This is a genomic window from Hyphomonas jannaschiana VP2 (assembly GCF_000685215.1).
In the GTDB taxonomy this organism is placed as follows: Bacteria; Pseudomonadota; Alphaproteobacteria; order Caulobacterales; family Hyphomonadaceae; genus Hyphomonas; species Hyphomonas jannaschiana.
This window is the reverse complement of the sequence record NZ_ARYJ01000002.1, coordinates 228,884-240,917: the sequence shown is the minus strand read 5'-3', so window position 1 is coordinate 240,917 and position 12,034 is coordinate 228,884. Positions and strand designations below refer to the sequence as shown.

Sequence of the window (12,034 nt, the reverse complement as noted above, 5' to 3'; positions counted from 1 at the left end):
GATCACCCGTTCAGGGGGTCTGACAAGCTCGGCCTTCAAACGCATGCTTCACACAAAGACAGCCAGGCTTTCTCTTACCGTGCCGCCTGCCGGTCTTTTTCAAACTGTGGAAAAAGGACGTCATTCTCGATCCGGATATGCTCTTCAATATCGGTGAGGAATTCCTGTAGTCCGGAATACAAACGCCTCCAGCTACCGCAGGCATTGTCCGGCAATGTCAGATCGTTCGTCAGGGTTCGGATTTTGGAGATTTCGCCCAGGTGGTCGTCATGGTCTGCCCGCATAACAGATATTGGCTCCCCCATATGCACGCCATGCCCCTGACGGATCGCAGGAAAGAGCACCAGCTCTTCCTTCTTCATATGCACTTCGAGTTCACCAATCATGTCCGACAGAATGTTTGCCAGCCCCGCTGGCACATCCGGACTCTCTGCATGCACCGTTTCCACTTTGGCCGACAGATTTCTCAGCTCAGGCAATTGTTCGCGGTGGCGCACATGATAACGCCCCTCGATATACGTCGTTAGTTCTGCCGCCGATTCAGGCAATGCCATGTCTCTTTCTCCTTCTCTGGCTGAATGAAAGCACCCGCTTCTGGAGAGGCTGCACCCCACCGCGGCCATGCGGCTCCCTGCATGACCTGCAGGCTGGCAAGATCTGGCACGCAAATCGGCGTGTCATTTCCCGGCGCAGCGCCTGCAACCGCATCAAGTGGCGTTCACCACTTGCGTGCCCGGCATACAGTTCCCGCGAAATGGCGAACCTGCGCGAGGCCACAGTCCAGAAACGCGTTATTCGATCCAGATACCCTGACCGAATCCCGGGGCGAACAGAATATGCGTCAAACTGAAATGAACACGCCCTGCCCACAAAAGTCTCCTGATGTACCCTTGCCGACATGCAAGCTACGAGCATATATTGGTATTGTAAATACCTATTTTGGCGCTGTGGGAGAGACAATGCGTCCCACCTCCTTCTGAACCCTTATGGCGGGTCTCTCCGACAGGCAGAAACATTCGGTCAGACGGGAGAAGCGCCCCTGGTCTCACGGTTTTTGTGAGTTCAGCTTGCGCCAAGGCAGAGAACATCGCTTGGCCTGAATTTCCTGATTCTTGCGAGGCTGATTGGATATAATCAGACCTTCGTGAAAAGCTTTTACGGAGGCTGAAAGACCGTCAATTTTCGAGCCTGGCCAGATCATCTGGTGTGTTGATATTCACAAACAGGTCCGGTTCTCCTTCTGGCCATTCCACATCGACCGCGCCGCAGGCTTCAAGGGCTCCAACCAGGCTGCGCCGGCCCGCTGCTGCATAGGCCTCAACGCGGCCAAATGACTCTGCCGGCCAGACCGCGCACACCGGATGACGACGCCCGTTCGAAACAGCAACAGCCGGCCGCTTTCCGGCTTTTGAAGCACCGCAGAGCTTTTCAAGGACATCCGCGGGCAGCAAAGGTGTATCGCAAGGCAGAGTAAGAATCCGTTCCAGATTCTCACCACACGCCCAGTCGAAGGCAGCAAGCAAGCCAGCCAGCGGGCCCTCTATATCCGGGCGATCAAGTATACACTGGTACGCCTTCTGCTTCACCTGTGCCGGCTCCCGCACGCACATGACGGCAGGCACATGCCAGGCGTTCACTAGATCAATCACGGGATCGATCAGCCTGCGCCCGCGGAACAATCGCTCCGGCTTGCCACCACCCATCCGGGTTCCAAACCCTCCGGCCAGGATGACAACCCCAACCCTATCCATTAGGAAACCACGCTCTCGACGCGAGGCGGTCCACATCCTTCGGGCGCTCGACAGTCAGGTCCAGGTCGCGCAGCAGACCGTCCCGGATTGAATAGATCCATCCGTGGATCGCGAGTTTCTGGTTACGTCGCCAAGCGTCCGTCACGAAAGGATTGTGACCGAGATATTCGACTTGTGCCCGGACATTGTGCTCGCACGCAACGTTCACGCGAGTGTCGAAATCGGCAATCTCCTCGAGATGTTCGACATGTCTGTGCGCGAGATCGGCGACGGGCTGCAGCCAGTGATCAATCAGCCCGCGTCTCTGTGTGTCCAGCGCCGCCCGTACACCGCCGCAACCGTAATGTCCGCAGACAATGATGTGCCGCACTTTCAGTACTTCTATCGAAAACTGAAGCACCGCCAGAAAATTTATGTCACGCGGAGGCGCAAGGTTTGCGATATTACGGTGCACGAACAATTCACCGGGGTCGAGACCTACGATCTCATTGGCTGGCACACGGCTGTCGCTACAGCCGATCCAGAGATAATCGGGTGCTTGCTGAGCTGACAATCGACGAAAGAAATCGGGCTCAGCACGGACACGTGCGCTGGCCCAATGCATATTGTTTTCAAGTAATGTCCGGATCATGGGACGCTCTTGAACGGATCACCGAGCCCGCGGCGCGCCGCGAGCCGCTGACCAAGGCTGATCAGGTCGGCTTCATTCAAGCGATGCCTTGCAATGGGCAGGACCACCGCGTTCTCCATCGCAATATGACGCTTCTGCTGTTGGCAGAAAGGCTCGATGGTTGAACGGGCCTCGGCAAAGGACGCGAGCCCGCTCTGTTCTGCGAGCGCTCGCGCCACAAGAGCCCTGACCGCCGCAGCATCCATCATGTCGTTGGCGTGTTCGGCCGAAAGCATTCCAAGCACTTTCTCGATCTGGTCGTCGGGCTCACAGCGGCGGCGGAGCAATGGAAAGAGGTCATCTTCTTCGTCGATGACGTGCAATGGCAAGTCCCGGTCGAGGAAAACATACACATCACGAAGGGCCACATCATCGAAGACAATCGATTGCGACAAATCGATGAGGCGCGCACAAACGTCGCGGTGACGATAATGCTCGGCGAAAAACCATATCAGAGGTTCCCGAAGCAGATCGTGCGGGATAGGCTCAATTGGTTTGAACTCCCCGGCATTGTCCATGCCCTCTTCCTTTCCCTAAGGGGTCGTTCGCGGCCCGTGTCGTGTTGTGATCAGCGTGTGTGTCTTGTGCACCGGTGGAAGCTGGTGGATGACAATCAGTTCGAGGCAGTCCGGGAGCGGCGTATCACTGTCGCGCAAACGCGAGATCAGCTGTGTCCAGGTTTCATCATCGGCTTTGGACAAAAACGTCCGGATCATCCGGGAGAGAAGCGCAGTTGCACTGTTCCCATCACCGGAAGCAGCAAGATCGAGCCGCTCCCGGACGGCGGCGCCAAGCGCCTCATATGCTTGTTCAACATCCTTCAGAGCTTGCCCCAGGAGTCCGTCAGCTTTCTTGACATTCCCGGTTCCATCAGAAAGCCCCCCTGTTTCCGTCAGGCAAAGGCCCGGGCGTTCAGAAGAGGCAGCGAGCTGGCGATCGACATAAACGGCGGCCGCTCTTGTCCAGGCCCGCGCTTCCAGCTGCATCGCAATATGCGGACGCACATAGTCGAACGGCAGGCGTTCGCCATCAGACCGATGGTCCAGCCGCAAGATATGCCAGCCATGTTCGCTGAGCACAGGTTCCGGGCAAATTGCACCTGTATCCATGTCATTGAGCACGGACCAGATGGACGGCAGCACATCACCCGGGCGGAGCTGGCCAAGACTACCGCCTTCCGCCGCCGACGGACATGCTGACTTGTTCACTGCCAGTCTCGCAAACCCGGACGGATCTGCCTCAAGGTCTGAAATCAGCTTCCGCGCCTCTTGCTGCGCAATTTGCACGGCCGCAGGGCTGGCTTCTGCGGGCGCAATCAGAATATGCGATGCTTCAAGGAGCGGCGGTGAACGAAACCCCTCGGGATTTTCCTCGTACACAGCGCGAACGGCTTCGTCGGTGGGTGGTTCAGCATCGACTTCCTCACTGAGGACGGTCCGTATCAATGCTTCATCGCAAGTTTCCTCCTGCCCTTCGGAATTTTTTTCCGGCACAGCCTCAAGACCAAGCGCCCGGCCTCGAGCGAGCAGCACGGCCTTGGCGGCAAGTGCCCGCCCCGCCAGAGCGCGTGCTTCTGCCAAACTCGGCGCCTGATGGTTCTGAAGCTCGGACGCCAGAAGGCTCTCGGGGACTTCGACACCGTGGAAAACTGCCACAGCCATACTCATGACACCCTCCGCGCCGCAACGTCTGCTGCCCGGGCCTTGTCCGCCTTGATATCGCGGCGTGTGCGAACCAATTGCCACCCGCGCCGCCCAAGATACCAGACAGGAGCAGAAAGCATGTGAACCAGACGTGTGAACGGGAACACCAGAAAGATGGTCAGACCGACAATCAAATGCGCTTTGAATACCCAATGCACACCCGAAATATAGTCCGCTGAACCCGGCTGGAAAGTGAATATGCCTTGCGCCCAACTCATGAACTTTACCATCTCCGAGCCATCGAGATGCTGCGCCGACAGCGGGATCGTGGACAAGCCGAGCGTGAGTTGCACAGTCAGGAGGGCCAGGATCGCCGTGTCGCCAAAACTGGATGTCGCGCGGATCCGAGGGTCAAAAAGACGCCGGTGCAGAAGGATCAGTGCACCGATAATGGCAAAGCCACCCGCAACGCCACCCGCTACCATTGCAAGAATCTGCTTGGCGCCGTGACTGATACCGAGTGCATCGAAGACTGCAATCGGCGTCAGGAGGCCGACTAAGTGTCCCCCGAATATAACCAGCACACCAACATGGAAAAGCACAGAACCCGTCACCAGCTGCTTGCGGCGCAGAAGCTGCGACGATCCCGAACGCCAGGTGTAAGGTTCACGGTCGAAACGGAGTACTGACCCGATAGCCAGCACAGCAAGCGCGATATAGGGGTAATAGCCAAACATGGCCTGGTCGAACCAGCCGGCGCTGGCAATTGTACTCACATGTTCCTGAGCCATGACTGGCCTCCTTTACTTTGGGTGGCTAGAAGCGCGTTTCCAGCGCCACCCAGAATTTTGTCCTGTTCGCAGGGCCATTGTCTGAGCCACTGAAAACAGCTCCTTTGGCTTCAAAAGTGAGCCAGTCTTTGACCGGCATACGGAAGACCGCATCGAACTCCGATCCATAGGACAGGTCGCCATTGTCGCTGTCGAAATCATGGTAAAAGACTGCCCAGCTGGCTGGCTTGGCCCCATCGACCAGATCGAGCCCGCCGCCTTTCAGCCCCAGGCTCGAATCGCGAACGCCTGCGGCAGGCGTATTGAGGAATACATCCGCCCACCCTTGAAAGGCATGCAAGGTGGCCAGCGGGGTTGCGAACCCGCGTCCGCCGGCGCCTTCAAGGATTTCGACGCCGCCAACGAGCGTGAGGTCGCCTCTTGCGAAACTCGCACCATAGGCTTGATAACCAAGTTCCTGCCCAGGGCCTCTTCCATTATATTCGCTCTGCTGCGCAAACCTGGCATTCAGACCGAACCTGCCCACCTCCAGTTTCCAGGAGTCGGACCAGCCAAGTGCCAGCGTCTGTCCGGAGGCAGCGGCCGATTCATCGAAATCGAGAAACAACCCGGTCAGCACAAAGTCACCGATTGCGGTCGCACCGCTGGCATGCACAATATGGGAATCGCTTTCGAACTCCCCCGCAGGGCTCTCGTCGCCAAAAATGCGCTGCACCTTGTCGATATATACATAGTCCAGACTGACATTCCGGAAGCCGGAAAAACCAAACCGGACAGCATCGAAGGTCTGCTCATTCTGGCGGAAGCCGACATTGCCGACAAAACGGGCATCATCGAAAATGATCCTTTGGCGGCCAAGCGTGGCATTCGCTTCCTCGCCTTTCCAGCTGATCTGCAAACGGTTCAGTTCGAATGCTTCAGGATCTGCGATCACCGCCTTTCCAGGTACCGTGTCCACCGTATCGGAAAAATCACTGGTTAAATGCCCAACGGCTTCGCCTTCGATGAGCGCACCCCAGCCATTGGTGAACTTCGCGTCAAGCCCGAACCGACCTGCAAGGGTCAGCGCCAGCGTGCTGTCGAGACCATCCTGGTCGACCTCTTCAGCACGAAGCCGGAGATCCAGAATCGGTTTGACGTTGTGCCCGGTCTCCTGCGCCTGCGCTGGATCAACCAGCATAAGCATAGCCAGCGCGGGAAGTCCGGCTGAGAGAACGCGTGTCATTGCCTGGTTCCCTGCATTGTGTTGAGCATGGCCTGCGCCTTTGGGCAGCCATCCTTTTCCGGCCCAGGACCAAAGGTTACAGCTTCTTCCTCCCAGGCCTTGTCCAATGCTTCCAAATCGCTGGGGTCATCGTCCTTGATCGCAAGCAGACTCTCCACAGCAGCCTGATCCGCCGGGCGGTCTGATATCGCCAGCAAGGCCCCGAAAACGGCCCGGTAGGGACTGCGCCGCGTCTTGAGACGTTCGGCGATCGCCTCGAGAACATGCGCGGCTTCACCAATAAGCGAGGCAGCATCTGGTTCGGGCAGTATCGAGAGAAACTCGAGGAACACCGGAAGATAGTCCGGCAGGTCGCTGACCTCCATTTCCAGGCCATGCGTCCGGTACAGCTCAACCAGTCCGACCATGGCCGGCCCGCGTTCACGGCTTTCGCCATGGACGTGCTCATACAGATGCAATGATACGCTCCGTGTTCTGTCGAACAAGTCCACATAGGCCGCCTGGACGGTGTACAGATCATGGCTGGTTATATGTTCAGCCAGCTTTCCGAGTGAATTTACGATACGTTCCGGCACGAGGCCTTCCTGCCGCACCACATCTACGCACAGTCTTGCCTCAGCCTGGAGCTGTTCCTCCGGATAAGACAGGAGACGAGAGAGTGCTCGGTAAGTCTTTGCCATTGGTCAGATCTCCATGGGTGTCTTGGTTTTTGCCCGCGGGCGCTTGTCCTTGCCGAACAAGCCCAGTTCTGTCCGCCCGCCTGAACAATCGTTCCCGAATGTGAAACCGCATCCCCCCCGAAGACCGTAGGCGTCCTCACTGGTTTCGCGGTGAGTCGTCGGGATTACGAACCGATCCTCATAGTTGGCGATTGCCATATAGCGGTACATCTCGTCGACCTGAGCCGCGCTTAACCCAACGCGTTCTGCCGTCGGATGGTCGACGACACCCTCAACCGACTTGGCGCGCATGTATTTACGCATCGCCATCATGCGTTCGAGCGCAGCGACGATGGGTTCTTCCTTGCCTGCCGTCAGAAGGTTCGCGAGGTAACGCACCGGGATGCGCATTGATGCGACCTCCGGCATGTCTGCGTCGCTTTCCAGTGCCCCGGCGGCAAGCGCCGACTGGATCGGCGACAGCGGCGGGACATACCAGACCATCGGCAATGTGCGATATTCAGGATGGAGCGGAAAGGCGACCTTCCACTCCATCGCCATCTTGTAGACCGGACTTTGCTGCGCGGCTCTGAGCCAGGCCTCCGGAACACCATCAGCGCGGGCCTGTTCGATGACTTTGGGGTCGTTGGGATCCAGGAAGACGTCAAGTTGAGCCTGGTACAGGTCCTGCTCATCCGGCGTACTGGCAGCGGCCTCGATCCTGTCTGCATCATAGAGCAGCACACCCAGATAACGGATTCGCCCGACACATGTTTCCGAACACACGGTTGGCTGGCCGACTTCCATACGCGGATAGCAGAAGGTGCACTTCTCCGATTTGCCGCTCTCCCAATTGTAATAGACCTTCTTGTAGGGACACGCTGAAACACACATCCGCCAGCCGCGGCACTTGTCCTGGTCGATCAGGACAATGCCGTCTTCCTCGCGCTTGTAGATTGCCCCCGAGGGGCAAGCCGCAACACAGGTCGGATTGAGGCAGTGCTCGCACAGACGCGGCAGGTACATCATGAAGGTTTCTTCAAAGGCGCCGTAAATCGCCTTTTCTACACCTTCGAAATTGTAATCCTGGCTTCGTTTTTCGAACTCGCCACCAAGAATTTCCTCCCAGTTCGGCCCCCACTTGATCTTCTCCATGCGCTCGCCGGAGATCTTCGAACGCGGCCGCGCTGTTGGAAACGCCTTCATTTCCGGTGCGGTCTGGAGATGAGCATAATCGAAGTCGAACGGTTCATAATAATCGTCAATCTCCGGCAAGTCCGGGTTGGCGAAGATCTTGGCAAGGATCCGCCACTTCGCTCCCATTCTGGGCTCGATCCGGCCATTCTTCTTGCGCCGCCACCCCCCGTTCCATCGCTTCTGGTTCTCCCAGTCTTTGGGGAAGCCGATGCCAGGCTTGGTCTCGACATTATTGAACCAGGCGTATTCAACACCTTCCCGGCTGGTCCAGACATTCTTGCAGGTCACCGAGCAGGTGTGGCACCCGATGCATTTGTCCAGATTTAGGACCATCCCTATCTGTGCACGAATTTTCATTTTGAACCCTCCAGTTGAGCAGCAGGCGCATCCAGCCAGTCGACATTGTTCATCTTCCGGAGGATGATGAATTCGTCTCGGTTAGACCCGACGGTGCCGTAATAATTGAAGCCATACGAAAGCTGGGCATAGCCGCCGATCATATGGGTGGGCTTGAGGATCGCTCGGGTGACAGAATTGTGGATACCGCCCCGCTTGCCGGTGATCTCGGATCCTGGTGTGTTCACGATCTTCTCCTGTGCGTGATACATGAACATGGTCCCTTCACGGATCCGTTGGGAGACGACCGCCCGAGCAGTCAACGCCCCGTTCACGTTGAAGACCTCGACCCAGTCATTGTCGACAATCCCAGCGCGCTTGGCATCAACCTCTGACACCCATACGACCGGTCCGCCGCGATTGAGCGTCAGCATCAGGAGGTTGTCGGTATAGGTCGAGTGGATGCCCCACTTCTGGTGCGGCGTTATGAAATTGAGCGTGATTTCGGGGTTGCCATTTGGTTTGGCTCCCTTGACATGCAGTGTCTTCAGGTCAACCGGCGGTTTGTAGACGACCAATGACTCGCCGAACGCCCGCATCCAGTCGTGATCCTGATATAGCTGCTGGCGGCCAGTTAGCGTACGCCACGGAATCAGTTCGTGGACGTTGGTGTATCCCGCATTGTAGCTGACATGCTCACTCTCGATGCCGGACCAGATCGGCGAAGTGATGATCTTGCGCGGCTGCGCGACAATATCACGAAAACGGATTTTTTCGTCTTCCTTAGGACGGGCAAGATGGGTGTGTTCACGCCCGGTTTGGTGTTCCAGCGCCTCCCAGGCCTTGACGGCAACTTCACCATTGGTCTCTGGCGCCAGCATCAGGATCGTTTCACACGCATCAATATCAGTTTCAATTTTTGGGCGGCCTTTCGCCGCTGTCTCATCGAGCACTTTTCCATTGAGCGAAGAGAGCTTCTCAACCTCATCCTCGGTATTCCACCCCAGCCCTTTGCCGCCATTGCCGAGCGTGTCCATGAGCGGACCAAGCGAGGTGAACTTCGCATAAATCTGGGAATAATCACGCGTGACCGGCACAACGGACGGCATGGTCTTGCCCGGCACCGGATCACACTCGCCCTTGTACCAGTCCTTCACGCCATGCGTTTGCGCCATCTCGCCAGCGCTGTCATGCTGGATGGGGCTGAGAACGACATCCGTTTCCACGCCCAGGACTTCAGGGGCGACTTCAGAGAATGTTTTCGCAATACCCTTGAAAATGTCCCAATCCGTGCGGCTCTCCCAAGCCGGATCCACCGCAGCTCCCAGAGGATGAATAAATGGGTGCATATCGGACGTGTTAAGATCATTCTTTTCGTACCAGGTAGCGGTCGGCAACACGATATCGGAGTAAACCGCCGTCGTGGACATGCGGAAATCGATGCAGACGAGCAGGTCAAGCTTTCCCTGGGGAGCTTCGTTACGCCATGTCACATCCCGCGGCTTGTCCTGGCCCATTTCTCCAAGGTCCTTGCCTTGAACGCCATGATCGGTTCCCAGCAGGTGCTTCAGGAAGTATTCGTGCCCCTTGCCGGAAGACCCGAGCAGGTTGGAGCGCCAGACAAACATGTTGCGGGGCCAGTTATGGGGATCGTCGGGGTCCATGCAGGACATTTCCAGCTCGCCGGATTTCAGCGCCGTTGCGACATAGTCTTTCGGCTCCTGTCCTGCAGCTTTGGCGCGCGCAGCCACTTCAAGCGGGTTGGTCTTCAGTGCCGGAGCCGATGGCAGCCAACCCATGCGCTCAGCCTTAGCGTTGTAGTCGATGAAGCTGCCGGCCCAGTCGCCTGCTTCGGCGGTCGGTGACAGGATCTCGCCGACCGGGACAGTCTCGTAACGCCATTGGTCTGTGTGCGCATAGAAGAAAGACGTGGAGTTTTGCTGTCTCGGTGGCCGGACCCAGTCTGTTGCAAAGGCCAGAGGCGCCCATCCGGTCTGCGGACGAAGCTTTTCCTGTCCGACATAATGGGACCAGCCGCCGCCGGATTGTCCAATGCAGCCGCAAAGGATGAGCATGTTCATCACGGCGCGGTAGTTCATGTCCATATGGTACCAGTGGTTCATGCCGGCACCGATAATTACCATGGACTTGCCATTCGTTTTCTCGGCATTGGTGGCAAATCCCCGCGCCGTTGCGATGATATTGTCACGCGGGACCGAGGTGATGGCTTCTGCCCAGGCCGGCGTGTAGGGCGTCATGTCATCATAGGAACTGGCAAGATGTTCGCCGCCATACCCCTGATCCACGCCATAATTGGCCATGAGCAGGTCATAGACACAGGCAACCAGCGTTTCGGTGCCGTCCGCCAGTTTCATTTTCCTGACCGGTACATTCCGGATCAGCACATCCGGATGGTCGGTGGTGGCAAAACCATTGGAGGCCGTATTGGCAAAATAAGGGAAGCGGACCCTTGCCACCTCGTCTTCGGCGCCTTTCAGGCCCAGCCGGAGTTTCGTCTCGGCGCCGCCGCTCTCTTTCTCCTCCAGGTTCCACTTTCCCTTGTCGCCCCACCGGAAGCCAATGGAGCCATTCGGCACCACGACCTTGCCGGTCGTCTCGTCGATCCCGACCGTCTTCCAATCGGGATTGGCATCTTCGCCGAGGGACCTGTCAAAGTCGGAGGCTCGCAGCAGGCGTTCCGGCACGAACCCGTCTTCCTGGGGTACGAGACGGACCAGCAGCGGAAGATCTGTGTACTGGCGCACATAGTCGCGGAAATACGGCACGTCCCTGTCGCGGTGATACTCGGTCAGAATGACATGACCGAAGGCCATGCCGAGGGCAGCATCCGTGCCCTGTTTGGCGGCCAGCCAGAGGTCTGAAAATTTCGAGGCTTCCGAATAGTCTGGACAGATGACGACCGACTTGACTCCCTTGTAGCGCGCTTCGGTATAGAAATGCGCGTCAGGTGTGCGGGTCTGGGGCACGTTCGATCCCCATAGAATCAGGAAATTCGAATTGTACCAGTCTGCGCTTTCGGCAACATCGGTCTGCTCACCCCATGTCTGCGGGCTCGCTGGCGGCAGATCGCAGTACCAGTCATAGAAGGATCCCGTCACTCCCCCAATAAGCTGGAGGTACCGTGCACCCGCTGCGTAGGAGACCATTGACATGGCCGGGATCGGAGAGAAGCCAAACACCCGGTCCGGTCCCCACTGTTTGACAGTATGGGCGTTGGCCGCAGCAATGATCTCATTAACTTCCTCCCATTTCGCCCGGACGAAACCACCCATGCCACGTTTGGAAGTATAATCTTCCCGTTTGGCCGGATCATCCTGAATGGATTTCCACGCGGCGACGGGCGTCAGGGTCTTGCGGGCCTTACGCCATGACTTGAGCAGGCGCGCCCGGATCAGCGGATATTTCACACGATTGGCCGAATAGAGATACCAGCTGTAGCTCGCTCCGCGCGCGCATCCACGTGGTTCGTGGTTGGGAAGATCGTCGCGGGTCCTCGGATAGTCTGTCTGCTGCGTTTCCCAGGTAACGATCCCGCCTTTGACGTAGATTTTCCATGAACACGAACCCGTGCAGTTCACACCATGGGTCGAGCGCACGATCTTGTCATGCCGCCACCGGTTCCTGTACGCCTCCTCCCAGGTCCGGTCCTCATCATTGAGCACCCCATGCTTGTCGGAGAAAGTCTCTGTTTGACGCCGGAAGAAGGTCAATCTGTCGAGTGTATGGCTCATGGGATAATCC

At 57.6% G+C, this 12,034-nt stretch carries 10 protein-coding genes; all 10 read right to left on the bottom strand.

The window, feature by feature from the left end; all coding sequences use genetic code 11:
* Positions 1 to 74: 74 nt before the first annotated feature.
* Positions 75 to 554 (bottom strand): hemerythrin domain-containing protein, encoded by a 480-nt coding sequence (locus tag HJA_RS03935; RefSeq protein WP_035578483.1) that lies wholly within the window; start codon positions 552 to 554, stop codon positions 75 to 77.
* Positions 555 to 1,175: 621 nt separating this feature from the next.
* The gene (gene mobA, locus HJA_RS03930) at positions 1,176 to 1,751 is read right to left on the bottom strand and encodes a molybdenum cofactor guanylyltransferase (protein WP_035578480.1); all 576 of its coding nucleotides are present in this window, start codon (positions 1,749 to 1,751) and stop codon (positions 1,176 to 1,178) included.
* Positions 1,744 to 2,382 (bottom strand): carbonic anhydrase, encoded by a 639-nt coding sequence (locus tag HJA_RS18335; RefSeq protein WP_081814531.1) that lies wholly within the window; start codon positions 2,380 to 2,382, stop codon positions 1,744 to 1,746. The genes mobA and HJA_RS18335 overlap by 8 nt, the downstream gene beginning before the upstream one ends.
* Positions 2,379 to 2,939 carry a hemerythrin domain-containing protein gene (locus HJA_RS03920; protein WP_035578474.1) on the bottom strand — a complete coding sequence of 187 codons (561 nt, stop codon included), beginning with the start codon at positions 2,937 to 2,939 and terminating at the stop codon, positions 2,379 to 2,381. The genes HJA_RS18335 and HJA_RS03920 overlap by 4 nt, the downstream gene beginning before the upstream one ends.
* A 15-nt stretch (positions 2,940 to 2,954) precedes the next feature.
* Positions 2,955 to 4,088, bottom strand: a complete 1,134-nt coding sequence (locus tag HJA_RS03915; protein WP_035578472.1) for a peptidylprolyl isomerase — start codon at positions 4,086 to 4,088, stop codon at positions 2,955 to 2,957.
* Positions 4,085 to 4,855: a respiratory nitrate reductase subunit gamma gene (gene narI / locus HJA_RS03910; RefSeq protein WP_199285793.1), complete on the bottom strand. Its 771-nt coding sequence runs from the start codon at positions 4,853 to 4,855 to the stop codon at positions 4,085 to 4,087. The genes HJA_RS03915 and narI overlap by 4 nt, the downstream gene beginning before the upstream one ends.
* 25 nt (positions 4,856 to 4,880) lie before the next feature.
* Positions 4,881 to 6,080 (bottom strand): hypothetical protein, encoded by a 1,200-nt coding sequence (locus HJA_RS03905; protein ID WP_035578470.1) that lies wholly within the window; start codon positions 6,078 to 6,080, stop codon positions 4,881 to 4,883.
* Positions 6,077 to 6,760 (bottom strand): nitrate reductase molybdenum cofactor assembly chaperone, encoded by a 684-nt coding sequence (gene narJ / locus HJA_RS03900; RefSeq protein ID WP_035578465.1) that lies wholly within the window; start codon positions 6,758 to 6,760, stop codon positions 6,077 to 6,079. The genes HJA_RS03905 and narJ overlap by 4 nt, the downstream gene beginning before the upstream one ends.
* Before the next feature lie 3 nt (positions 6,761 to 6,763).
* Positions 6,764 to 8,293, bottom strand: coding sequence for a nitrate reductase subunit beta (gene narH, locus HJA_RS03895; protein ID WP_035578462.1), 1,530 nt, complete (start codon positions 8,291 to 8,293; stop codon positions 6,764 to 6,766).
* Positions 8,290 to 12,024 (bottom strand): nitrate reductase subunit alpha, encoded by a 3,735-nt coding sequence (locus HJA_RS03890; RefSeq protein WP_035578459.1) that lies wholly within the window; start codon positions 12,022 to 12,024, stop codon positions 8,290 to 8,292. The genes narH and HJA_RS03890 overlap by 4 nt, the downstream gene beginning before the upstream one ends.
* Positions 12,025 to 12,034 lie beyond the last annotated feature (10 nt).

What these genes read in the sequence shown, in the direction of transcription:
- HJA_RS03905 (WP_035578470.1), bottom strand. Translation starts at nt 6,080, where the DNA reads ATGACACGCGTTCTCTCAGCCGGACTTCCCGCGCTGGCTATGCTTATG.
- HJA_RS03935 (WP_035578483.1), bottom strand. Translation starts at nt 554, where the DNA reads ATGGCATTGCCTGAATCGGCGGCAGAACTAACGACGTATATCGAGGGG.
- mobA (WP_035578480.1), bottom strand. Translation starts at nt 1,751, where the DNA reads ATGGATAGGGTTGGGGTTGTCATCCTGGCCGGAGGGTTTGGAACCCGG.
- HJA_RS03920 (WP_035578474.1), bottom strand. Translation starts at nt 2,939, where the DNA reads ATGGACAATGCCGGGGAGTTCAAACCAATTGAGCCTATCCCGCACGAT.
- narJ (WP_035578465.1), bottom strand. Translation starts at nt 6,760, where the DNA reads ATGGCAAAGACTTACCGAGCACTCTCTCGTCTCCTGTCTTATCCGGAG.
- HJA_RS03890 (WP_035578459.1), bottom strand. Translation starts at nt 12,024, where the DNA reads ATGAGCCATACACTCGACAGATTGACCTTCTTCCGGCGTCAAACAGAG.
- narI (WP_199285793.1), bottom strand. Translation starts at nt 4,855, where the DNA reads ATGGCTCAGGAACATGTGAGTACAATTGCCAGCGCCGGCTGGTTCGAC.
- narH (WP_035578462.1), bottom strand. Translation starts at nt 8,293, where the DNA reads ATGAAAATTCGTGCACAGATAGGGATGGTCCTAAATCTGGACAAATGC.
- HJA_RS03915 (WP_035578472.1), bottom strand. Translation starts at nt 4,088, where the DNA reads ATGAGTATGGCTGTGGCAGTTTTCCACGGTGTCGAAGTCCCCGAGAGC.
- HJA_RS18335 (WP_081814531.1), bottom strand. Translation starts at nt 2,382, where the DNA reads ATGATCCGGACATTACTTGAAAACAATATGCATTGGGCCAGCGCACGT.